This is a genomic window from Streptomyces sp. WY228 (assembly GCF_019287315.1).
In the GTDB taxonomy this organism is placed as follows: Bacteria; Actinomycetota; Actinomycetes; order Streptomycetales; family Streptomycetaceae; genus Streptomyces; species Streptomyces caviscabies.
Genome location: NZ_CP079114.1, coordinates 1,636,462 through 1,657,961, shown reverse-complemented (window position 1 = coordinate 1,657,961; position 21,500 = coordinate 1,636,462). Strand labels below are relative to the sequence as shown.

Annotated in this window: 22 protein-coding genes and 1 riboswitch; of the genes, 11 read left to right on the top strand and 11 right to left on the bottom strand. The window is 72.5% G+C overall.

What is annotated here, in order from left to right; all coding sequences use genetic code 11:
• Window positions 1-107: 107 nt before the first annotated feature.
• Window positions 108-242: riboswitch (cobalamin riboswitch) on the bottom strand.
• Window positions 243-390: 148 nt separating this feature from the next.
• A complete protein-coding gene (locus tag KV381_RS07045; RefSeq protein ID WP_010061387.1) occupies window positions 391-621 on the bottom strand; it encodes a hypothetical protein in 231 nt (76 codons plus the stop codon).
• A gap of 12 nt (window positions 622-633) precedes the next feature.
• Window positions 634-1,899, bottom strand: a complete 1,266-nt coding sequence (locus KV381_RS07040; protein ID WP_030627386.1) for an inorganic phosphate transporter — start codon at window positions 1,897-1,899, stop codon at window positions 634-636.
• Window positions 1,900-2,176: 277 nt separating this feature from the next.
• Here KV381_RS07040 and KV381_RS07035 point away from each other — a divergent pair, with 277 nt between their 5' ends.
• The 3 genes from KV381_RS07035 to KV381_RS07025 all read left to right on the top strand — a co-directional run bounded on the left by KV381_RS07035 (window position 2,177) and on the right by KV381_RS07025 (window position 5,554).
• The gene (locus KV381_RS07035) at window positions 2,177-2,836 is read left to right on the top strand and encodes a class II aldolase/adducin family protein (protein ID WP_218784914.1); all 660 of its coding nucleotides are present in this window, start codon (window positions 2,177-2,179) and stop codon (window positions 2,834-2,836) included.
• A gap of 68 nt (window positions 2,837-2,904) precedes the next feature.
• Window positions 2,905-4,032, top strand: coding sequence for an alpha/beta hydrolase (locus tag KV381_RS07030; RefSeq protein WP_030627383.1), 1,128 nt, complete (start codon window positions 2,905-2,907; stop codon window positions 4,030-4,032).
• A 184-nt stretch (window positions 4,033-4,216) separates the two neighbouring features.
• On the top strand, window positions 4,217-5,554 hold the full coding sequence (locus KV381_RS07025; RefSeq protein ID WP_030088648.1) for a hypothetical protein: 1,338 nt from the start codon (window positions 4,217-4,219) through the stop codon (window positions 5,552-5,554).
• A 22-nt stretch (window positions 5,555-5,576) separates the two neighbouring features.
• Here the strand turns inward: KV381_RS07025 and KV381_RS07020 are convergent, their stop codons facing one another.
• A complete protein-coding gene (locus KV381_RS07020; RefSeq protein ID WP_030088646.1) occupies window positions 5,577-5,987 on the bottom strand; it encodes a VOC family protein in 411 nt (136 codons plus the stop codon).
• Between the two features lie 118 nt (window positions 5,988-6,105).
• On the bottom strand, window positions 6,106-6,996 hold the full coding sequence (locus KV381_RS07015; RefSeq protein ID WP_030088644.1) for a neutral zinc metallopeptidase: 891 nt from the start codon (window positions 6,994-6,996) through the stop codon (window positions 6,106-6,108).
• Between the two features lie 204 nt (window positions 6,997-7,200).
• Here KV381_RS07015 and KV381_RS07010 point away from each other — a divergent pair, with 204 nt between their 5' ends.
• The 3 genes from KV381_RS07010 (at window position 7,201) to KV381_RS07000 (ending at window position 10,269) form a co-directional block, all read left to right on the top strand.
• Window positions 7,201-8,799, top strand: a complete 1,599-nt coding sequence (locus KV381_RS07010; protein ID WP_030088642.1) for an ABC-F family ATP-binding cassette domain-containing protein — start codon at window positions 7,201-7,203, stop codon at window positions 8,797-8,799.
• A 319-nt stretch (window positions 8,800-9,118) separates the two neighbouring features.
• Entirely contained in the window at window positions 9,119-9,340 is a 222-nt protein-coding gene (locus KV381_RS07005; RefSeq protein WP_006123601.1) for a helix-turn-helix domain-containing protein, read from the top strand.
• 137 nt (window positions 9,341-9,477) lie between these two features.
• Window positions 9,478-10,269: an enoyl-CoA hydratase/isomerase family protein gene (locus KV381_RS07000; RefSeq protein WP_218784913.1), complete on the top strand. Its 792-nt coding sequence runs from the start codon at window positions 9,478-9,480 to the stop codon at window positions 10,267-10,269.
• On the opposite strand, the gene KV381_RS06995 is transcribed toward KV381_RS07000, so the two are convergent.
• Complete coding sequence (locus KV381_RS06995; protein WP_030088631.1) at window positions 10,259-10,990, bottom strand: hypothetical protein; 732 nt, start codon at window positions 10,988-10,990, stop codon at window positions 10,259-10,261. The two genes, KV381_RS07000 and KV381_RS06995, sit on opposite strands and share 11 nt — an antisense overlap.
• Before the next feature lie 93 nt (window positions 10,991-11,083).
• On the opposite strand from KV381_RS06995, the gene KV381_RS06990 reads away from it, so the two are divergent.
• Genes KV381_RS06990 through amaP form a run of 5 tightly spaced genes read left to right on the top strand, consistent with a single transcriptional unit; the run spans window position 11,084 to window position 13,406 of the window.
• The gene (locus KV381_RS06990) at window positions 11,084-11,557 is read left to right on the top strand and encodes an Asp23/Gls24 family envelope stress response protein (RefSeq protein WP_030088629.1); all 474 of its coding nucleotides are present in this window, start codon (window positions 11,084-11,086) and stop codon (window positions 11,555-11,557) included.
• Window positions 11,558-11,600: 43 nt separating this feature from the next.
• Complete coding sequence (locus KV381_RS06985; RefSeq protein WP_006123598.1) at window positions 11,601-11,792, top strand: hypothetical protein; 192 nt, start codon at window positions 11,601-11,603, stop codon at window positions 11,790-11,792.
• Window positions 11,789-12,142, top strand: a complete 354-nt coding sequence (locus KV381_RS06980; RefSeq protein ID WP_030088627.1) for an Asp23/Gls24 family envelope stress response protein — start codon at window positions 11,789-11,791, stop codon at window positions 12,140-12,142. Before KV381_RS06985 ends, KV381_RS06980 begins: the two co-directional genes overlap by 4 nt.
• On the top strand, window positions 12,139-12,822 hold the full coding sequence (locus KV381_RS06975; RefSeq protein WP_193462386.1) for a DUF6286 domain-containing protein: 684 nt from the start codon (window positions 12,139-12,141) through the stop codon (window positions 12,820-12,822). The genes KV381_RS06980 and KV381_RS06975 overlap by 4 nt, the downstream gene beginning before the upstream one ends.
• A 5-nt stretch (window positions 12,823-12,827) precedes the next feature.
• Window positions 12,828-13,406 (top strand): alkaline shock response membrane anchor protein AmaP, encoded by a 579-nt coding sequence (gene amaP / locus KV381_RS06970; protein ID WP_032786640.1) that lies wholly within the window; start codon window positions 12,828-12,830, stop codon window positions 13,404-13,406.
• 32 nt (window positions 13,407-13,438) lie between these two features.
• Here amaP and KV381_RS06965 read toward each other — a convergent pair whose 3' ends face one another.
• The 6 genes from KV381_RS06965 to KV381_RS06940 form a co-directional block, all read right to left on the bottom strand.
• On the bottom strand, window positions 13,439-14,194 hold the full coding sequence (locus KV381_RS06965) for an SDR family oxidoreductase (protein WP_030088621.1): 756 nt from the start codon (window positions 14,192-14,194) through the stop codon (window positions 13,439-13,441).
• 4 nt (window positions 14,195-14,198) lie between these two features.
• Window positions 14,199-15,992 (bottom strand): glycoside hydrolase family 15 protein, encoded by a 1,794-nt coding sequence (locus tag KV381_RS06960; RefSeq protein ID WP_086778951.1) that lies wholly within the window; start codon window positions 15,990-15,992, stop codon window positions 14,199-14,201.
• A 58-nt stretch (window positions 15,993-16,050) separates the two neighbouring features.
• Window positions 16,051-16,854, bottom strand: a complete 804-nt coding sequence (locus tag KV381_RS06955; protein WP_086778953.1) for an SURF1 family protein — start codon at window positions 16,852-16,854, stop codon at window positions 16,051-16,053.
• A 78-nt stretch (window positions 16,855-16,932) separates the two neighbouring features.
• Window positions 16,933-17,166, bottom strand: coding sequence for a hypothetical protein (locus KV381_RS06950; RefSeq protein ID WP_007459448.1), 234 nt, complete (start codon window positions 17,164-17,166; stop codon window positions 16,933-16,935).
• Window positions 17,167-17,230: 64 nt separating this feature from the next.
• Window positions 17,231-18,241, bottom strand: a complete 1,011-nt coding sequence (locus KV381_RS06945) for a DEDDh family exonuclease (protein WP_030088613.1) — start codon at window positions 18,239-18,241, stop codon at window positions 17,231-17,233.
• Window positions 18,242-18,303: 62 nt separating this feature from the next.
• The gene (locus tag KV381_RS06940; protein WP_218784911.1) at window positions 18,304-21,453 is read right to left on the bottom strand and encodes an NACHT domain-containing NTPase; all 3,150 of its coding nucleotides are present in this window, start codon (window positions 21,451-21,453) and stop codon (window positions 18,304-18,306) included.
• Window positions 21,454-21,500 lie beyond the last annotated feature (47 nt).

Genomic DNA, 21,500 nt, shown 5'->3' with positions numbered 1-21,500 from the left:
GGCACGAAGAGGTACGGGACGAGGCACAGGATGCGGCGCACGGCGGCCGGGCATGGCGTATGTCCTCACTCAGGGTCCGCGCCCTGGTTCGACGTGACCGGCGACAAGAGTCTCCTGGCTTCCCGGATCCGCAGTTCCCCCGGCCTTCCAGCCCTCGTCGGGAGGGCCGTGACATCCGGTGTGGGGGAGTGCTCCCCGGTGACAGTGGCGGGACCGCGCCGGATTCTCACCGGCTTCCTCTTCTGTCGCCGTACATGGCTCCGGCAGTCCACCACGCTGCGAGAACGGCAGTCAACTTGCTGTTGACCTGCGGAGCTCCAGTGTGCGCAGACGCACATCGGGCCGGACACACGAGGTGTGTCCGGCCCGAAGGAGTGCGGTGGAACGGGGTCAGGCGACGATCAGATAGATCCCGTACGAGACCGCCGCCACGCACAGCGCGAAGCAGGCGTACGCGCCGGTGCGCGCCAGCGCCACCGATCCGCCGGAGGCGCTGCCTCCGGCCGTGGCGGACTGCTTGGAGAGGGCGACGATGCCCAGGGTGAAGAGGCCGACCAGCGCGACGGTGACCACGAGACTGACACCGAAGACGGAGGCGAGAGCTGCCCAGTCGATTTTCATGCGGATCTGTCCTTACACCGTGGCCGGCGGCCGGGCCGGGTCGTCGGGCGCCGTGGCCGGAGCCGGGATGGTGGTCATGAGGTCGGAGGCCGGGACGCCGACGGGCGGCGGCTGGACCGCGGCGATGGCGGTGGTGACGACGCCCTGCGGCTCGTCCTCGCCGGCGGCCGTGTCGTTGACGTTGGTGTGGTCGACCGGCTGGCGGCGCGAGGCCAGCCAGATCGCGAAGGAGCCGCCGACGAGCAGGATCGCGGTGACGGTGATGCCCCAGGTGCCCTGCTTGGTCAGGAACTCGGCGCCCGCGCCGACCAGACCCGCGGCCGGCAGCGTCAGACCCCAGGCGACGAACATCCGGGTGGCGGTGGACCAGCGGACCACGCCCCCCTTGCGGCCGAGGCCCGCGCCCATCACGGCACCCGAGCAGGACTGGGTGGTGGAGAGCGAGAAACCGAGGTGCGAGGAGGCCAGGATGACGGTCGCCGCACTGGTCTGGGCGGCGAAGCCCTGCGGCGGCTTGAGGTCGGTCAGGCCGCTGCCCATGGTGCGGATGATGCGCCAGCCGCCGAGGTAGGTGCCGAGCGCGATGGCCAGACCGGCGGAGACGATGACCCACATCGGCGGGTTGGAGCCGGGGGCGAGGACGCCGCCGGTGACCAGGGCCAGGGTGATGATGCCCATCGTCTTCTGGGCGTCGTTGGTGCCGTGGGCGAGCGAGACGAGACCGGCCGAGGCGATCTGTCCGGCCCGGTAGCCCTTGGCCGTCGACTTCAGCTGGTTCGGGTCGGTGACGTTCCGGTTGATCCGGTACGTCAGCCGCGTGGCCAGCATCGCGGCGAGGCCGGCCACCAGCGGGGCGGCGATCGCCGGGAGCAGCACCTTGGTGACCACGGTGCCGCCGTTGATCGAGGACCAGCCGGCCGACATGACCGCGGCGCCGATCAGACCGCCGAACAGGGCGTGGGAGGAGCTGGAGGGCAGGCCGACCAGCCAGGTCAGGAGATTCCACAGGATGGCGCCGACGAGCGCCGCGAAGATGACCTCGGTTCTGAGGCCGTCCTCGTTGACAATCCCGCCGGAGATCGTCTTCGCGACCTCCACCGACAGGAACGCGCCGATCAGGTTGAGAACGGCGGACATCGCCACCGCTGTCTTGGGCTTCAGTGCGCCGGTCGAGATGGTGGTGGCCATCGCGTTGGCGGTGTCGTGGAAACCGTTCGTGAAATCGAACACGAGAGCTGTTACGACCACAATCGCAAGCAGCAGCGTGATGTGTTCCATTTACCCAGGCAATCGTTCGACGTCAGTGGCTCGTGGACCGTAGGCAACCTGGGTGAACGGAAGATGAACTGGACAGGGCGTTGCGGTGACCCCAAACGGAGTGGGCCGCTTCCGCTTGTGTGCGGGAGAGGTTGCGGGATGCCTGTGGGGTGCGGCGTGGACTGCCCTTTGCCGCCCGTTGGCGAACATTTTGACCGGCTGTTCGGCGCCCGGAAGAGATCCCCGTCACGGCCCGCGTGACGTTCCGGTTGCGCGCCGTCGCGCCTACGCTCGCCCCATGAGCGAGCAGCACCCGGAATCCGTGGCAGAGACCTGGCGGGACGTCGTCGCGACGGCCCGCCGCAGCGCGTCGGACGGGCTGGTCGTCGGCACCTCGGGCAATGTGTCCGCCCGGGTCGGCGATCTGGTCCTGGTGACGCCCAGCGGGGTGCCCTACGACCGGCTCGGACCCCACGACGCGGTCGGCGTCGACCTGGACGGCCGACAGGTCATCGGGGAGCTCGGGCCGACCAGCGAACTCCCTCTCCACCTGGCGGTCTACCGCTCCACCGACGCCGCCGCCGTGGTCCACACCCACGCCGTGCACGCCACCGCCGTCTCCACCCTCGTCACCGAGGTGCCGCTGATCCACTACGCGGCCGCCATCCTCGGCGGCCCGGTCCGCACCGCCGCCTACGCCCGCTACGGCACCCCGGAACTGGCCGAGGCCATGCTCGAAGCCCTCCGGGGCCGGACCGGCTGTCTGCTCGCCAACCACGGCACCGTCACCTACGGCGACACCCTCGACCGGGCCTACGAGCGCACCGCCCAGCTGGAGTGGCTGTGCCGCCTCTGGCTCACCGCGAGCTCCGTGCCCGGCCGCGCCCCGGCCCTGCTCGACCCGGCCCAGCTGGCCGAGGTGACCGAGGCGCTCAAGGGATACGGCCAGCCCGGCTGACCCGCGCCCGCAGCCCGGACGGCCCCCGTCCGCTGGCAGCCCGTCACCCGCGCCACGACACTGAAGCGGTGCGCCCGGTAACCGCGACGGCAACGGCCGTCACCTCGATCCTCGGCGTCGGTGCGGCAGCGGTCGCGGCCGGCCGGTACGCCAGTGACGTCGCCCTCAGGGCGACGCCCGGACGTCCCCTCCCCGCCGACCGCAGACTCACCGTGCACGCCACGGCGGCCGGGCAGGTCACCCTGACCCGCTCCTTCTCGGCGCTCCGGCCCGGCACCTGGGGTCTCGCCGGACCCGGCGTCCACGCGGTCGTCGGACCCGTCGTGGACGGGGCCTCCCAGGCCGCCGACACGGTCGTACGGAGACTGGAGAGCGTCGGCCAGGGGCTCCTCGAACCCGGCGCGAAGGTCCGCCTCACCCCCGCGCTGTACGGCGGCGACCCGGGCAGCGACCTCGGCCTGGACCACCAGGAGGCCGAGATCCCCGGCGAGCTGGGCATCCTGCCCGCCTGGTACGTCCCCGGCGCACGCGACACCTGGATCATCACCGTGCACGGCCTCGGCGCCACCCGGGCCCACCCCATGAACCTCATGGGCTTCCTGCACGCCCAGCGCTTCCCGATCCTCGACCTCGCCCACCGGGGCGACCCCGGAGCCCCGCGCCCCGCCGACGGCCTCGGCCACTTCGGCGCCTCCGAGTGGCGCGACCTCGACGCCGCCATCCGTCACGCCCTGCGCCACGGGGCACGGAACGTCATCCTCCACGGCTGGTCCACCGGCGCCACCATGGCCCTGTACGCCGCCGTCGAGTCACCGCTCCGCGACCGGATCGGCGGGCTCGTCCTCGACTCGCCGGTGCTGGACTGGCCGGTCACCCTGCGCGCCCTGGCCGCCGCCCGCGGCGTCCCGGCCGCCCTGCTGCCGCTCGCCGTCCGCGCCGCCCAGGGCCGGACCGGGATGAGCCCGGCCCCGGTGCTGGAGACCTCGGCGGCGGCCTCGCTGCGCGCCCCGACCCTGATCCTGCACGGCCCCGACGACACCATCGCCCCCTGGGGGCCGTCCCGGGAGCTCGCCGCCCGCCGCCCGGATCTGGTCAGCCTGCACGCCGTGGCGCAGGCTCCGCATGCCTCGATGTGGAACGTCGACCCGGCCCGCTACGAAGAGACCCTGCGGCGCTTCCTCACGCCGCTGATGTGAGCCGATGGGGTGAACTCTCCCCCTTGCCGTCGCGCCGGGGGAACCTTTCACGTACCGGTGAAACGCCTTCCGTTTGGGCTTTCGGGCCGTCAGGGGCAAGACTGCTCCCGTGACGTCCCGTACTCCGCGCGACTCCAGGCTGCGACTTGTCCGCCCGCGACCCCTTGCCACCGCCCGCAAGGCCGTGACCACCCGGCGCACCAGGCCGGCTCCCCGGCCCCCCGAGGGCACCCCGCCCCGCACGGAACTGGCACGCCAGGCCAGGGCCGTGCTCGCCGACGCCGTACGCATCGCCCACTGGGCCGCCGGCACCCCGGGGCCCGGCACCGCCGCCCCGCTCGCGGCCCACGCCCTCGAACGGGCGGCCACCGCCCTGGAGCTCTCCCCGGCGCAGGTCCGCGCGGGCTGGGACCGGGCCCGGCTGGCCGGACTCATCGAGCTGCACGGCGACACCGCCCGCCCCGGCTGGCGGCTGCGCGCCTGGGACCGGGACGACTCCGCCGTGCTGCGCGGCTGGGTGGCGCTCTTCGACGCCTGGTCGCTCGTCCACGCCGCGCCCGAGGACATCGAGGCGGGCGCGGTCGCCGAAGCCGTCGAGGCCGTGCCCCAGGTGCTCTCGCTCCTCCAGCTCTCCGCGGGCCCCGTCACCGTCCCCGCCCTGCTGGACCTCCTCGGCCAGCGCGTCGCCGAACTCCAGGAGGAGCGCTGCGAAGTGCCCCTGGGCCCCGGCAGAACCGCGCCCGCCGCCCCGGAGGCGGCCGAGGACACCATGAGCGCCGCCGCACCCGCTCGCAGCGCCGACCTCAACGCCCTGCTGCTCGACTGGGCCCTGGAGGGCCTCGCAGCCGTCGGGGCGCTGACCCTCGGCACAGGACACGCCACCCTCACCCCGCTCGGCAACTGGGCGGTCTGGGTCAAGCTGGAACAGATCTGCGTCGCCGCCCAGAGCCCGGCCGGCAACATCGAGCAGTCCGCCGCCGACATGCTCCTCGGCTGCGCCCGGCTCACCCCCGGACCGGCCCGCGACGAATACCGCGCCTGGCTCGCCGCCCGCACCGTCGGCAGCGCCGTCGCCGAACTGCTGGCCGTCGCCCGGGGCGAGGACGCGCTGCTGCGCGGACTGGCCTTCGAGGCGCTGAGGGTCGTCGGCGCCCCCGCCGAACCCGAGGTCCGCGCCGTGCTCGCCGAACCCTCGCTGCGGCCCTACGCGCTGCTCTGGCTCGCCGAGTACGAGGGCAACGACCCCGACGACGCCCAGGACGTCCTCAGCCGCGAGGAGTCCACCTGGCTCTGGGTCGACACCGCGGCCGCCGTCGCCGACCACGGCGAGACCGGGCTGCTGGTGCGCCACCTCGACTCCGCCGTCCAGGGCACCGTCCCGGCCCTGCTCGACGAGGTCAGGGCCGTCGGCCACCCGCGCACCGTCCAGGTCCTGGTCGCCCTGGCCGCCGCCCATCCGGACCCGGCCCTGGCCAAAGCGGTCCGCCGGGCCGCCTTCCAGGTGCACACCGGAGGAGCCTGAACCGTCCGCCGCCGGGGTCCGCTCAGCCGGACCCCGGGGCGTACGTCCCGAAGCTCCACACATTGCCCTCGGCATCCCGCGCCATGTAGTCCCGCGAGCCGTAGTCCTGGTCGGTCGGCTCCATGAGGATCTCCACGCCGAACTCCTTGGCCCGGGCGCAGTGCGCGTCCACCTCGTCCACCACCACGTACACCCCCGCCGGGCCGGCGCCCGCCATCGCCCGCGCGAACACGCCCTCGCGCCCCTTCGAACCGAGCATCACCCTGCCGTTGCCCAAGGACAGCTCGGCATGGAGCACACTGCCGTTCTCGCCCTCGTAGACCGCCTCCTCGGTGAAGCCGAGGCCCTGCGTCAGCGTTCTGATCGCGGCCTTCGCGTCGTCGTACAGAATCGTCGGATAGATCGTGGGAACGCCGCTCCCCGCGCCTGCCATCGCACTCACCTCTCCTGGATGTCCGCCGCGCCTGATGTGATCTGCGTCTCAGTCTTCCATCCGCCACTGACAACGCCCTGTCGGACGGCCTCATCGCAGGCCGGGACGGGCGGTCGGCTCAGGTGAAGGTGTTGCACCGGGCCATGTCGCCCGTACGGAACCCGGTGGAGAACCACTGCTGCCGCTGCGCGGCCGAACCGTGCGTCCACGACTCCGGGGTGACCCGGCCCTGGTACCTCTCCTGGATCCGGTCGTCGCCGACCGCCGCCGCCGCGTCCAGGCCGTCCCGGATGTCCGCCCGGGTCAGCTCCGTGATCAGCGGCCGGCCGGTCGACTCGTCCGGCGTCGTCGTCGCGTGGTGCGCCCAGACCCCGGCGTAACAGTCGGCCTGCAGCTCCACCTTCACCGCGTTGCTGTTCTCGCCCTGCCGCCCGTCCTGCGACCGGCCCAGCGTTCCCATCTGGTTCTGCACGTGGTGGCCGTACTCGTGCGCCACGACGTACGCCTGTGCGAACGGCCCGCCGCTGGAGCCGAACTTCGTCCGCAGGTCGTCGAAGAACCCGAGGTCCAGATAGACCTTGCGGTCACCGGGGCAGTAGAACGGCCCGACCGCCGAGGTGGCGGCCCCGCACGCGGTGCCCACCCGCTGGCTGAACAGGACCGTTCGCGCGCCCGCATAGGAGGCGTCACGCCGTGCGAACTCCTGACGCCAGAAGTCCTGCACGCTGTTGACCACCGCCACCGTCCGGCAGTCCTCCCGGCTGTTCGCGTCCTGCCCCTTCAGACAGCTCTCCTGCACCTGCCCGGCCGACGACGAGGTCGCCGCCGGGTCCGCGCCGTCCGAGGTCAGCCCGAGCTGATCGGGGCCGACGCCGAAGAGCAGGCCCAGGATCAGGGCGATCACCCCGGCGATGCCGCCGCCCACGGTGGCCTTCCCGCCCGGGATCCGGCTGCCCCGGACATCCTGGACCTCGGACGTGTCCAGATCGGCGTCGTCGTCGAACTGCACGGTCGCACCACCCTCGGGCTCGGGCGGGCGACGGGGTGACGCCCTGCGCCGAGTATCGGACGGTTCGTCCCACCGGGCATGCGGAAAAGGAGTTGCGCGCCGCCAGTAGAATGGGCCGTATGGCCTTCCTCCTTGTGCATTAGCGGCGTCGAGAGACCTCCGCCCTCGTCCCTCCGCCGTCCATACTGCCCTGGAGTTTTTCCCGTGATCACCGCTTCCGGCATCGAGCTGCGCGCCGGCGCCCGCATCCTCATCGAATCCGCTTCCTTCCGTATCGCCAAGGGCGACCGCATCGGCCTCGTCGGCCGCAACGGAGCGGGCAAGACCACCCTCACCAAGTGCCTCGCGGGCGAGGGCACCCCCGCCGGGGGCACCATCACCACGTCCGGCGAGGTGGGCTACCTCCCGCAGGACCCGCGCACCGGCGACCTCGACATCCTCGCCCGCGACCGCATCCTCTCCGCCCGCGGCCTCGACACGATCCTGCGCAAGATGCGTGAGAACGAGGACCGGATGGCGAACGGACAGGGCGCCACCCGCGAGAAGGCGATGAAGAAGTACGAGCGCCTGGAGACGGAGTTCCTCACCAAGGGCGGTTACGCCGCCGAGGCCGAGGCCGCCACCATCGCCGCCGCGCTCAGCCTGCCCGACCGGGTGCTCGGCCAGCCCCTGCACACGCTCTCCGGCGGTCAGCGCCGCCGCGTCGAGCTGGCCCGGATCCTCTTCTCGGACGCCGACACCCTGCTCCTGGACGAGCCGACCAACCACCTCGACGCCGACTCCATCGTCTGGCTGCGCGACTACCTCAAGTCCTACCGCGGCGGCTTCGTCGTGATCTCCCACGACGTCGAACTGGTCGAGACGGTCGTCAACAAGGTCTTCTACCTCGACGCCAACCGCTCCCAGATCGACATCTACAACATGGGCTGGAAGCTCTACCAGCAGCAGCGCGAGGCCGACGAGAAGCGCCGCAAGCGCGAGCGCCAGAACGCCGAGAAGAAGGCCGCGACCCTCAACGCGCAGGCCGACAAGATGCGCGCCAAGGCCACCAAGACCGTCGCCGCCCAGAACATGGCCAAGCGCGCCGACCGGCTGCTCTCCGGCCTGGAGGCCGTACGGGTCTCGGACAAGGTCGCCAAGCTGCGCTTCCCCGACCCCTCGCCCTGCGGCAAGACCCCGCTGATGGCGGAGGGCCTGTCCAAGTCGTACGGCTCGCTGGAGATCTTCACCGACGTCGACCTCGCCATCGACAAGGGCTCCCGCGTCGTCATCCTCGGCCTCAACGGCGCCGGCAAGACCACGCTGCTGCGCCTGCTCGGCGGCGCGGAGAAGCCCGACACCGGCCAGGTCATCGAGGGCCACGGCCTCAAGCTCGGGTACTACGCCCAGGAGCACGAGACCCTCGACCCGGAGCGCACGGTCCTGGAGAACATGCGCTCCGCCGCCCCCGACCTCGACCTCGTCGCGGTCCGCAAGACGCTCGGCTCCTTCCTCTTCTCCGGCGACGACGTCGACAAGCCGGCCGGGGTGCTCTCCGGCGGCGAGAAGACCCGGCTCGCGCTGGCGACCCTGGTCGTCTCCTCCGCCAACGTGCTCCTGCTCGACGAGCCGACGAACAACCTCGACCCCGCCAGCCGCGAGGAGATCCTCGGCGCGCTGCGCACCTACAAGGGCGCCGTCGTCCTCGTCACCCACGACGAGGGCGCCGTCGAGGCGCTCCAGCCGGAGCGGATCATCCTGCTCCCGGACGGTGTCGAGGACCTCTGGGGAGCGGACTACCGCGACCTCGTCGCCCTCGCCTGATCCGCCGGGATAGATCATTCGGCCTACGCGTGATCCATCATCTGCGTGAGGGCGTCTCGTACTCCGGTGGTGCGCCCCGCGCTCACGCGCCGCGCGCCCCTTTTCCGGCGTTCTCTCCTCGTACGGCCCTGACCTGCCCGTTCTCGGGTCGGTGAGGGCCGTACGCCCGTGTGCGCCCGCTGGAATCAGGGATTCCGATCGCGTCGACGCGCTTCTCGTCCGGGAAACCGCTCGCACCGACCTTGCCGAATGGGTGGCCAGGAAGCGCGGGAGGGGTGATCATGAGAGTCCAGAGCGCACTTCCCATGAGGAGGCACGGGTGGCCGAGACTCTGAAGAAGGGCAGCCGGGTAACCGGCGCCGCGCGTGACAAGCTCGCGGCAGACCTGAAGAAGAAGTACGACTCCGGTGCGAGCATCCGGGCGCTGGCCGAGGAAACCGGCCGCTCCTACGGATTCGTCCACCGGATGCTCAGTGAGTCCGGAGTGACGCTGCGAGGACGCGGCGGCGCGACACGAGGCAAGAAGGCCGCTTCGGCCTGAGGCCTCCGCGGTTTCGGTGTCATTCGGGCCCAACGGAATTCGGGGTGGCCACCCGGCTGACCGCAAGGTCGTCCGGGTGGTTACTGTTCAGTCACTTAGTTCCTGAGTGCTGACTGCACCCGATCCGGAGGCGCCCCATGACCTCGCTCGACACTGTGCTCGACAAGGACGGCGTACGGCTCACCGTCGACGATGCCGTCGCCACGGTGACGCTCACCAACCCGGCCAAGCGCAACGCTCAGTCTCCCGCTCTGTGGCGGGCGTTGACCGAGGCCGGACGGGCGCTGCCCGGCACCGTTCGGGTCGTGGTGCTCCGCGGCGAGGGCAAGTCCTTCTCCGCGGGCCTCGACCGGCAGGCCTTCACGCCCGAGGGTTTCGACGGCGAGCCGTCGTTCCTCGACATGGCGCGTGGCCCGGAGTCCGAGCTCGACGCGACCATCGCCGAGTACCAGGAGGCGTTCACCTGGTGGCGCCGCAACGACCTCGTGTCGATCGCGACGGTCCAGGGCCACGCCATCGGCGCCGGCTTCCAGCTCGCCCTTGCCTGCGATCTGCGGATCGTCGCCGAGGACGTGCAGTTCGCCATGCGCGAGACCAGCCTCGGCCTCGTTCCCGACCTCACGGGCACCCACCCCCTGGTGCACCTCGTGGGGTATGCCCGTGCGCTCGAAATCTGCGCCACCGGCCGCTTCGTGCACGCCGAGGAGGCCGAGCGCACCGGCCTCGCCAACCTCGTGGTCCCCGCCGACCAGCTCGACGCGGCGGCCCGCGACCTCGCCGCCGCCCTGGTGGCGGCCCCCCGCGACGCCGTCGTCGAGACCAAGGCACTCCTCGGCGGCGCGCTCGCGCGTACCTACGAGGAGCAGCGCGTCGCCGAGCGGGCGGCCCAGGGCCGCCGGCTCCGCGATCTGGCGGGCATCACCGACTGACCACGTCCGTGACCAGCACCGACACCGGCAGCCGCGCCTCCGTGGCCGCCGCCACCGCGGTGCGCACCGACCGGGCGACATCGAGAGCCCGGTGGTCACCGGCCGTCGCCACCTCGACCCGCACATGGTCCCGGTCGGTGTGCACGGGGCTGCCCAGGGCCCGGGTCAGCGAGACGACGCCCGGCGCCCCGGCGGCCGCCGTCGCCACCGGGCCCTCCGGCTCCGCGACCCGGGCCGCCGCCGTTCCCGGCTCCGTCACCTGATCGGGCGCACCGCCCTCCAGCAATGCCGTCACCGTCAGATCCACCTCGGCGATCTCCAGCCCCAGCCGGGCGGCGGCGGCCGTGAGGAGCGCCGCGCGCAGCGCCGCCGCGGTGTCCGGCAGCGGCCGGTCCGGGGTGGCCGAGAACTCCGCCCGAATCCGCAGCGCCACCGGCGGCAGCCCGCCCGGCGGAGTCGGGGGCGGAGCCGGATCGCCCGGGGCCCTCGCACCCTCCTGGCCGCTCCCGGCGACCGCCTCCTCCGTCGGGCCGATCCGCAGCTTCCCCAGCACCGTCCCGGGGTGGGCCGCCGCCCCGCGCAGCACCGAGGCGGCCGCCGTCTCCGCGATCCACGCGCCGTCCGCCGGGCCGCCCAGCGGCAGCAGTCTGCCCAGACCGAGCCGCTGCCGTACCTCGGCGGTCCATCCATCGGCCCTCCGCGGGCCCTGCGCCGTTGTCATCGCCCCAGCCTGCCGCATCCACGGCGCGGGATGGGGAAAGCGCACTTAACGTGGGCAAGGAAGTCCAACTCTGCCCCGAAGGGATGAGCAGCGATGACTGACACCTCCCAGCGCACCAACCCCGACAGCGGTTCGGGCGGCACATCTCCGCTGAACAAGCGCGGCGGCGGCGACCCGGGCACCCGGGGCCGTACCACCATCGCCGACGGCGTTGTCGAGAAGATCGCCGGAATGGCGGCCCGCGACGTGGTCGGCGTTCACGCGATGGGCAGCGGCCTGTCGCGGACCTTCGGCGCCGTCCGTGACCGGGTCCCCGGCGGCGGCAAGTCCGTCACCCGCGGTGTGAAGGCGGAGGTCGGCGAGTCCCAGGCGGCCCTCGACCTGGAGATCGTCGTCGACTACGGCGTGTCCATCGCCGATGTGGCCCGCGACGTCCGCGGGAACGTCGTCGCCGAGGTGGAACGCATGACCGGTCTCGAAGTCGTCGAAGTCAACATCGCCGTCAGCGACGTCAAGCTGCCGGACGAGGATGACGACGAGGACGAGCCCTCCCAGCGGGTCCAGTAGCCCTTTCGCCGCTCCGTCGCACGGCAGTTGAGGAGAGAACACGATGAGCATGGCTGTCGCCGGTCTGTTGGCCGGCATGGCGCTCGGGTTCGCCGGATATTTCGGCGGGTTCGGAGCCTTCGTACTGGTGGCCGCCCTGGGCGCGATCGGCTTCATCGCCGGCCGCTTCCTGGACGGTGACCTGGAGCCCGGCGACTTCTTCCGGAGTCGCGAGCGCGGCGACCGGCGACGGTGACGGCGGTGACCGGCCGGGTCGCCGCCGCGGAACGGGGCGAGACCCGGATCGCCGACCGCGTCGTCGCCAAGATCGCCGCCCAGGCGGCGAAGGAAGCGGTCACCGATCCGCCCGAGGACGGGGCGTCGCCGCGAGCCACGGTCACCGTGCACCGCGACGCCGCCCGGGTCCGGGTCGTCCTGGAGCTCGGCTACCCCTGTGACATCGGCCGTCAGTGCGGCGCCGTGCGCAGCCGGGTCGCCCAGCGCGTCAAGGCGCTCGCCGGCATGGAGGTGCCCGAGGTGGCCGTACAGGTCGAACGGCTGCACCCCGCCGGAACGAGCGCCGCCGCACAGGGGAGGATCCGATGACCGAACCCGGTGAACCGACCGGCTCCACCCGGCGGATGCCCACCGTGGCACCGGGCGACGGCGAGACGCCGACCCCGGTCCCGGACACGTCGGCCGACGCCCGCGCACCGGTCCCCACCCTGGAACAGGGCGACGGACGGGCCGGCCGCTTCTGGTCCGCGCGCCGGGTTCCGGCCGCCCTGCTGGCCCTGGTGCTCCTGGGCGCGGCCGGACTGCTGCTCTACGACATCGCCGCCGTACGGGCCGACCGTCCGGCCATGCAGTGGCGTCGCTCGCTCGCCGACGGCCTCGCCGAACGGCAGCTGGACGATGTCGCGGTGCTGATCGGTGCGGCCGTCGCGGCGTTGATCGGCCTCTGGCTGATCCTGCTGGCCCTCACCCCCGGACTGCGCGACCTGCTGCCGATGCGCCGCGACCGCGCCGACATCCGGGCCGGGCTCGACCGTACCGCCGCCGCACTGGTCCTGCGGGACCGGGCCGTGGAGGTGTCCGGCGTGCAGTCCGTACGCGTCCGCATGGGACGGCGGAAGGCGAAGGTGCGGGCCCTCTCGCACTTCCGGGAACTCGACGACGTACGCACCGACCTGGACGACGTACTGGAGAAGGCCGTCCGGGAACTGGGTCTGGCGAAACCGCCCGCCCTCTCCGTCCAGGTGCACCGACCGGCGAAGAAGGGATGAGCCGCATGCGCTCCACCGTCAACCGGGTCCTGCTGGCCCTGGCCGGACTGGTGCTGGTCGTGGTCGGCGGAGCCGTGTTCGCCGCCGGCCTCGGCGCGTCCGTACCGTCCTGGTGGCCCTGGGACGGAAAGAACGACGTCCTGCTCAGCGTGGCCGACCGGCACCGCTGGCGCGACGACGGCTGGTGGTGGCCGACCGTGATCGCGGTCCTCGCCGTCCTGGTGATCCTCGCCCTGTGGTGGTTCCTCGCCCAGCTCCGCCGCGGCCGGCTCGCCGACGTGCTGGTCGACAGCGGCGACGGCGAAGGCGCACAGCTGCGGGGCCGCGCCCTGGAGGGCGTGCTCGCCGCGGAGGCGGGCGACCTGGACGGGGTGGCCCGCGCCCAGGCGATGCTGACGGGCCGCCGCACCGCGCCCCGGGCCCGGCTCCGGCTGCTGATGGAGCCGCACGCCGCGCCGCTCGGAACGCTGACCGCGATCGGCGACGGGGCGCTGGCGCACGCCAGGGAATCGGCCGGTCTGGAGACGCTTCCGGCCGAGGTACGCCTCAAGGCCGTCAAGCACCGCGCGGAGCGGGTGTCCTGACGGCCCGTGGGCGTACGGTCGGGAGCGCGGGCTCAGAAGCCGCTCCGGAACCCCCCGTCGACCGGGACCATGATCCCCGTCAGATAGGAAGCGGCGGGGGAGAGCAGGAAGGCCGCGGTCCTGCCGAACTCCTCGGGCGTCCCGTAGCGCCGCAGCGGGATCCGCGCCTCGTTGGCGGTGCGGGCGGCCTCCGCGTCGCCGGACAGGGCGTCCAGCTCACGGACCCGGTCGGTGTCGATCCGGGCGGGCAGCACGCCCACCACCCGGATACCGCGCGGGCCCAGCTCGTCGGCCAGCGACTTGGCGAAACCGGCGAGACCGGGACGCAGCCCGTTGGAGATGGTCAGCCCCGCGATCGGCTCGTGCACCGACCCGGAGAGCACGAAGCCGATCGCCCCGCCCTCGCCGAGCGCGGCCGCCGTCGTCCGGGCGAGCCGTACCGCTCCCAGGAACACCGACTCGAACGCCGTCTGCCACTGGTCGTCCGTGTTGTCCGCGACGAAGCCCGGGGGCGGCCCGCCGACGCTGATGAGGATGCCGTCGAGCCGCCCGAAGCGTTCCCGCGCGGTGTCCACCAGACGCTGGGCGGCCCCCGGGTCGGCGTTGTCCGCGGCGACCCCGAGCGCGTCCGGGCCCAGCTCGGCGGCGGCCTCCGTCACGGCCTTCTCGTCCCGGCCGGTGATGATCACTTTCGCGCCGTCGGCGGCCAGGGCGCGGGCCGTGGCGTTGCCGAGGCCCCGGGTCGCTCCGGTGACGATGTAGACGCGGTCCTTCAGTCCAAGATCCATGGCCCTATCCTGCCGGGTCCTCCCCGGCCAGGTCGACAGCGGAGTTCACCAGTCCGATATGGCTGAAGGCCTGGGGGTAGTTGCCCAGCTGCCGCCCCGCCGCGACGTCGTACTCCTCGGCCAGCAGCCCCAGGTCGCTGCGGAGCTCCAGCAGCCGTTCGAACAGGGCCCGCGCCTCGTCCGGCCTGCCGATCCGCCGCAACGCGTCGACCAGCCAGAACGAGCAGGCGAGGAACGCCCCCTCGTCGCCCGGCAGACCGTCCACCGAACCGCCGTCGGTGCTGTAGCGGCGGACCAGACCGTCGCTGCCCAGCTCGTCGCGGACCGCGTCGACCGTGCCGATCACCCGGGGATCGTCCGGCGGCAGGAACCCGGTCCGCACGATCAGCAGCGTCGAGGCGTCCAGCTCCCGTGACCCGTAGGACTGGGTGAAGGTGTTCCGCTCGGGGTCGTACCCCTTCTCGCAGACCTCGGCGTGCACCGCGTCCCGCATCGCCCGCCAGCGGTCCGCGTCGCCGGGCAGCTCCGGGTTCTCCTCCAGCGAGCGCACCGCCCGGTCGGCCGCGACCCAGGCCATCACCTTGGAGTGCACGAAGTGCCGCCGGGCGCCGCGGATCTCCCACAGCCCCTCGTCCGGCTCCCGCCAGGTCGACTCCAGGAAGCCGAGCAGGCTGAGCTGGAGGTTCCAGGCGTGCGGCTTGTCGTCGAGACCGGCGACCCGGGCGAGCCGGAGCGCGTCGATGACCTCGCCGTACACATCGAGCTGCCGCTGCCGGACGGCCGCGTTGCCGGTGCGCACCGGCCGGGAGTGCTCGTACCCGGTGAGCCAGGGCAGCTCCGCCTCGGGCAGCCGGCGCTCGCCCGCCAGCCCGTACATGATCTGCAGATCGGCCGGGTCACCGGCGACGGCCCGCAGCAGCCAGTCCCGCCACGCCGCCGCCTCCTCCAGATAGCCGGCCGAGACCATCGCCCCGAGGGTCAGCGTGGCGTCCCGCAGCCAGCAGAAGCGGTAGTCCCAGTTCCGTACGCCGCCGATCTCCTCCGGCAGCGAGGTGGTCGGGGCCGCCACGATGCCGCCCGTCGGGGCGTACGTCAGCGCCTTCAGGGTGATCAGCGAGCGCAGCACGGCGTCGCGGTACGGCCCCTCGTACGTGCACCGCGCGGTCCACTTCGCCCAGTCGTGCAGCGTGTGCTTCAGCGCCTTGTGCGGGTCGATCAGCTTCGGGCGCGGCGAGTGCGAGGGGTGCCAGGTCAGCACGAACGCCACGCTGTCGCCCTCGGCCACGGTGAACGAGGAGCAGGTGCTGAACTGCTGGCCCCACGTCTTGACCGGCGGCTCGCTGCGCAGCCATACGGAGTCGGGGCCCGCGACCGCCACCCGGTGACCGTGCGAACGCCGCACCCAGGGCACCACCGAACCGAAGTCGAAGCGCAGCCGCAGCACCGAACGCATGTCGACGCTGCCGCTGACGCCCTCGACGATCCGCATCAGGTCCGGCGACCTGTCGCGCTGGGGCATGAAGTCGATGACCTTCACCGTGCCGGTCCGCGTCTCCCAGTACGTCTCCAGGACCAGGGAGTCGGGCACATAGCCGCGCCGGGTGCAGGTGTCGGAGGCGCCGGCGCCCTGGGGCGCGATGCGCCAGTGGCCGTTCTCCTCGGTGCCGAGCAGGGCGGCGAAGCAGGCGCCGGAATCGAAGCGGGGCAGGCAGAGCCAGTCCACCGAACCGTTCCTGCCGACGAGCGCGGCGGTCTGGAGATCGCCGATCAGGGCGTAGTCCTCGATGCGTGGGGTCACGCCTGGCGTTTTCCCGAACCGGGCCGATGTCAACCAGCCCGATGGTGTGCCGCCGGCCTCAGGCGCTCGCCGGCTCCGGCTGCTCGGCGGCCTCGGCCGTCGCGTTCTCGGCCGCGGCCTGCTCACGGTCGCGCTTCTCACGGCGTACGAGAATGATCCAGCCGACCGGGACCGCGGCGACGAACAGCCACCACTGGACGGCGTAGGCCATGTGCGGGCCGATCGAGCTGTCGTCGGGGCGGGCGATCTGCTCGGGCAGATCACCGGAAGGGGCGGGCTCGGTCTGCTCGATGTAGCCGCCGAGAACCGTCCGGGACAGCAGCTGCGACTGCTGGTCGCTGTTGATCAGCATCACCTGCCGGTCCGGCAGTCCCGCCAGGTCCTTGATGCCGCTGCTGCCGGTCGTCTCGTCCGCCTTGAGGCGGCCGGTGACGGTCACTTCGCCGCGGGGCGCGGGCGGCACGTCGGGGAAGGCGGTCTGGTTCGGCGCGGCCGGCACCCAGCCCCGGTTGACCAGGACGGTGCCGCCGTCCTTGAGGTCCAGCGGGGTCAGCACATGGACGCCGATGCGGTCGTCGTCCGAGGTCCGGCGGCGGACGACCACCTCGTGCTCGGTGTCGAACGTGCCCGTCGCGGTGACCGTCCGCCAGTAGTCCGAGCGCGGGACGGTGTGCCCGGGCGAGGTGAGTTCGGTGACCGGGACCGGCCGCGCGGCGAGGTTCCGCGAGATCAGGCTGTTCTGCTCGACCCGGTGTTCGTGCCGGTGGAACTGCCAGAAACCCAGCTCGATCATCGTCGGGATCAGGACGAGGCCGAGCAGGGTGAGGATCACCCACTGCCGGGTCAACAGGAAGCGGTACACCCCATGACCGTACAACCGGGGTCATGGGGTGCGGCACTCAGGGGTGCTGCCGGAGCGATCCGGCAATGAGACGCTTCCTCACACTTTGTCCACGATGCCCGCCTTCCCCTCGGCGCGGGCGCAGTGGGCGCCGCAGTACCAGTGCCCGTCGACCTCGACACCCTGCCCGATCACCTGGACCCGGCAGTGCTCGCAGATCGGCGCCATGCGGTGGATGGCGCAGGAGAAGCAGTCGAAGACGTGCACCGCACCCTGTGCGTGCACCTCGAAGGACATGCCGTAGTCGTTTCCGCAAACCTCGCAACGTGCCATGCGCCACAGGGTGGGACGCCCGGTGGTCAGGGGGCGAGCGGCCGCCGGGCGAGTCGTGCCCGGTTCACTCCGATGACGGCGGCGGCGCCTGCTGCGGCAGGACGGCCCCGTCGGCGGGGGCCACATCGCGCAGCAGATGGGTGAAGGCGCTCTCCTCCAGGATCGGCGTGCCGAACGACCTGGCCTTCTGCGTCTTGGACGTGGCCGCGTCCGGGTCGTTGGTCACCAGCAGACTGGTCAGCCGCGACACGCTGGTCGCCACATGGAGCCCGGCCTCGATCGCCCGGTCCTCCAGCAGCTCCCGGTCGATCGAGGTGTCCCCGGAGAAGGCCACCCGCATCCCCTGCTGGAGCGGCTTCTCCTTCTCGTACCGCCCCGGATTGGGATACGGGCAGGCCGGCCGCTTGCGCGAGGGCCGCCAGCTGTTCTGCCGCGAGGGCTGATACCCGACGCGCGGGGCGACGGGGGAGTCCGACCACTCGGTCAGCGGACGGCACTCCAGCAACGGCAGCCGCACCCCGCCCCTGGCCGCCGCGTGCAGACTCGGCCGGAACGCCTCGGCCAGCACCCGGGCGTCGTCCAGGGCGTGGTGGGCCTGCTGCTGGACGACCCCGAAGTGCGCGGCGAGGGTGGCCAGCTTGTGGTTGGGCAGCGGCAGCCGCAGCTCCTTGGCGAGCGCGATGGTGCACAGCCGGTGCTCGACCGGGGCGATCACCGAGGCCCGTGCGTACTCCCGGGCGATCATCGACCAGTCGAACGCCGCGTTGTGCGCCACGAGCACCCGGTCCGCGAGCCGCGCGGACAACTCCTCGGCCACCTCGGGAAAGAGCGGCGCCCCTTCGAGCACGTCACTCGTCAGCCCGTGGATCCAGACGGGACCGGGGTCCCGCTCCGGGTTGACCAGCGTGTACCAGTGGTCCTCGACGTTGCCCAGGGCGTCCAGCCGGTAGACGGCGGCGGAGATGATCCGGTCGTCGCGGGCGAGGCCGGTGGTCTCCACGTCGACGACCGCGTACCCCTGGGGGTAGGCGGTCGGCCACGGTGCGGCTGTCTGGCGGTCGTCGAGCATGGTCACAGAGAATACGGGCCATGACTGACAGTCCCCTATTCGGCCGCCACGGTCGGGGGACCAGGCGGTCAGGGGAGGCGGACGATCCGTTCCGGCGGGAGGAGTTCGGCGCCGGTGACGGGGGTGTCGTGGGCCAGGTGGACGGTCAGGTGCTCGGAGGCGGCGAGCGGCGCGAGGTCGTAGCACTCGGCCTTCCCGGACAGGCGCAGGGTCGTCAGCGAGGGCAGCTCCGCGAGCGGGGCGAGCCCGGATGTCAGGGCGCACTCGGCCAGCGTCAGCACCCGCAGCCCGGTCAGAGGCGCCGTCAGGTTCAGGTCGAGCGCCGGAATCCGGATGAGCCCCAGGTCCCGCAGGCCGTGCAGGGCGGGCGTCCGGACGAGCTGCCGGAACTGAGTTCCGCCGTACAGCGTCAGATCCCGCAGGCCCGTCCAGTCCTCCAGGCCCTCCAGGTCGAGATACCGGGACTCCGCCAGCAGGTCGAGCCGGGTCACCTGCGGGCACGCCGGCAGTTCACCGACGCTCTCCATGAGGAAGGGGTGACCCAGCGCCAGATAGCGGAGGGCGGGCAGGTCGGCGAGCGGGGCGGGGTCGAGTTCCGGATGGAGCTGGACGAGGGAGAGCCATTCCAGTCCGGTGCGGGCGAGCGGCTCGATGGTCCGGATCCGCGGACAGTTGCTCAGACCGAGCTCGCGCAGTCCGGGCATGGCGGCGAGCTGACGCACCCCGATGAGCCGCGCGTTGTGCCAGACGAACACGCGCCGCACATCGGTGCGAGACGTCACCGGCGACAGATCGTGGCGGTCGCCCGACAGATTCACACTGTGCGCCCGCGGTACGTGCTTCAGCGCCGACAGATGGCGGTCGGACTTCACATAGACGTAGGTGTCCTCCCAGCAGGGGCCCGCCAGCACCTCGCGTGCGTAGCGCTCCGGGTCGAACCGCTCCCAGGCCATGGAGACCTCGTACGTGATCAGGCTCCGCTCGTCGTCCCGGAACTGCCGGACCAGTTCGTAGGCGGTCTCGCCGCCCACCGCGGCCGCCGTCCGCACGACCGACGCCGCCTCGCGCTCGCTCAGGCCGTCCAGCATCGACGACAGCAGCTCCAGCGCCAGGTCGCCGACCTCGGCCAGCTGGTCGATGCTCTCCTGGCTGTCCGGCGGAAGCAGCCGTTCCGTCCGCGCCTCCACCGCCTCCCGCACCGACGGATCCAGCTCCGGCGCGTGGCCCAGGCTCGCCGCCGCCAGCAGGATCAGCCGGTGCTCGTGGCCGGGCTCCGCGTCGGCCCGTTCCAGGAACGAGGTGAGCAGGGCGGCGCGTTCGTCGGGCCGCGCGTGGCCCACCGCCATCTGGACCACGTCGTCCCACCGGTCCTCGTGCGCGTGGCGGACCAGCACGCCGAAGTCGCGTACCTCCACCGCCGCCTTGGCGCCGAGGTAGTCCTGGAAGGTGCGGTGCACGAAGTCCACCGCACCGGGCACGGGCTCGCGGAGCAGACCGCTGCGGTTGAGCAGATGGGTGAAGACCTGCTCGGGCGTGCCCCGGACCTGGGACATGGAGCGCAGCCAGTCGGCGATCAGCGACACCGCCTCGTCCTGCGCGGCCTGCACGAGGTCGTTGCGGATCAGCCAGTACGCGAGACGCTGCAGCAGTGTGGTCTGCTCCTCGCGGGTCAGGTCGACGCCTTCCACGCCGGAGACCTCGCGCTCGTTGTCGCGCCGCACCAGCAGCATGTCCAGCGCCGCGTCGTACAGCTCCTTGCGCGCTCGCGGCAGTTGCATCCGGCGGTCCCGGTTCAGCGCGCAGAGCAGCGCGCACATCAGCGGATTCGTCGCCAGCCGCGCCAGGTCCCGGCGGGTTCCGACCGCCCGGCGGAGCGCGCTCTCGTACGTCTCCAGCTCGGCGCGTTCCTCGTCCGACCGGCACTCGGAGCGGGCCGCCCGGTGCCAGTGGCCGATGAAGGCGTGGATGTCGTCGCGGCGCATGGCCAGCAGCGTGTGCGGTTCGAAGCCGGAGCCGGACAGCCAGCTCTCCGGGACCGCCGAAGGACGGGTCGTCACCACGTACCTGGCCCGGGGATAGGCGGTGATCAGGTCCTTCAGCCAGCGCTCCGTGCGCCTGCGCAGCCGGTCCGGCACCTCGTCGACACCGTCCACCAGGACCAGCGCCCGGCCCTCCAGCATCAGCCGGTCCGCCCAGCCGTCCGGGGCCGAGCCGTGCAGCGGTACGCCGGCCGCGCGCAGGAAGTCCGCCGGGGCGGGCAGCGCGTCGCGGGCGGTGAAGGCCCGCAGGCGCAGGACGAACGGGACGCACCGGTTCCAGTCCGCCAGCTCGGTGCCGAACGTCCGCCGCGCGGCGTTCAACGCCAGCCACTGCACCAGCGTGGTCTTGCCCGAACCGGCCGGGCCGCGCAGCAGCAGCCGGGTCCGCTCGCCGAGCGCCTCCTCGATCCTGGCCGTGGTCCGTACCGGCTCGTCCGGTCCGTGCGCGTGGCTGCCCTCGTAACCGCTGACCGATGTCCGGACCGGCCCGCCGAGACCGGGCGGGCCGGCCGCCTCGTAACCGCTCACCGAGAGACTGATGTAGGCCGTCTCCAGCGGCCATTCGCTCGCCGACCGGCCGAGCGTCAGCCCGAACAGGCCCATCCGGCTGTTGGCCGTCGCCATGAACTCCGCGTACCGCCGCTCGAAGTCCAGATCCGCCGCGTCCGGGCGCGGACCGACCCGGGCCCGGACGTCCTCCACCAGCTCCCGCGTCCGGCCCGTCGCGCGGACCTGCTCCACCGCCGCCCGCGCCGCGAACGACGGATGGGCCGTGAGCTGTTCCACCAGGTGAGCGCAGCAGTCGCCGAGCAGGTCCTCGTACAGGTCCACGGCCCGCTCCGAGAGCCCGGCGGCGGGGGCCGACAGCTCGGCGCTCAGCCGGTCCGGATCCAGGTCCAGCGCGAACAGCCGCCCGGCGTCCGGTTCGCCCGCCGCCGCGAACGTGTCCTGTACGGAGGCGACCGCGGCCAGCCGCTCGTGCTCGGGCAGGTCGGCGAAGGAGTCGGCCATCCGCCCCGCGAGCACCTCGGCCAGCCGGTCCGGCTTCGCGGGGCGGGGGAGGGGGCGGACCGGGGACGGGACCAGGCGCGCGCCGGGCTTCGGGGTCAGCAGTGCCTTCGCGGCCGCGCCGATCACCGTCGTGGCCAGCCGTAACACCGCAACTTCCGTACCCGACACGAGCGTTCCTCCCCCTCGGCGACACGCGCTCGCAAATCCTACGACCG

Bases quoted from the DNA above. Each gene is read 5' to 3' on its own strand.
- KV381_RS07045 (WP_010061387.1), bottom strand. From the start codon at position 621: ATGAAAATCGACTGGGCAGCTCTCGCCTCCGTCTTCGGTGTCAGTCTC.
- KV381_RS07040 (WP_030627386.1), bottom strand. From the start codon at position 1,899: ATGGAACACATCACGCTGCTGCTTGCGATTGTGGTCGTAACAGCTCTC.
- KV381_RS07035 (WP_218784914.1), top strand. From the start codon at position 2,177: ATGAGCGAGCAGCACCCGGAATCCGTGGCAGAGACCTGGCGGGACGTC.
- KV381_RS07000 (WP_218784913.1), top strand. From the start codon at position 9,478: ATGACCTCGCTCGACACTGTGCTCGACAAGGACGGCGTACGGCTCACC.
- KV381_RS06995 (WP_030088631.1), bottom strand. From the start codon at position 10,990: ATGACAACGGCGCAGGGCCCGCGGAGGGCCGATGGATGGACCGCCGAG.
- KV381_RS06975 (WP_193462386.1), top strand. From the start codon at position 12,139: ATGACCGAACCCGGTGAACCGACCGGCTCCACCCGGCGGATGCCCACC.
- KV381_RS06990 (WP_030088629.1), top strand. From the start codon at position 11,084: ATGACTGACACCTCCCAGCGCACCAACCCCGACAGCGGTTCGGGCGGC.
- KV381_RS06985 (WP_006123598.1), top strand. From the start codon at position 11,601: ATGAGCATGGCTGTCGCCGGTCTGTTGGCCGGCATGGCGCTCGGGTTC.
- KV381_RS06950 (WP_007459448.1), bottom strand. From the start codon at position 17,166: ATGGCACGTTGCGAGGTTTGCGGAAACGACTACGGCATGTCCTTCGAG.
- KV381_RS06965 (WP_030088621.1), bottom strand. From the start codon at position 14,194: ATGGATCTTGGACTGAAGGACCGCGTCTACATCGTCACCGGAGCGACC.
- KV381_RS07020 (WP_030088646.1), bottom strand. From the start codon at position 5,987: ATGGCAGGCGCGGGGAGCGGCGTTCCCACGATCTATCCGACGATTCTG.
- amaP (WP_032786640.1), top strand. From the start codon at position 12,828: ATGCGCTCCACCGTCAACCGGGTCCTGCTGGCCCTGGCCGGACTGGTG.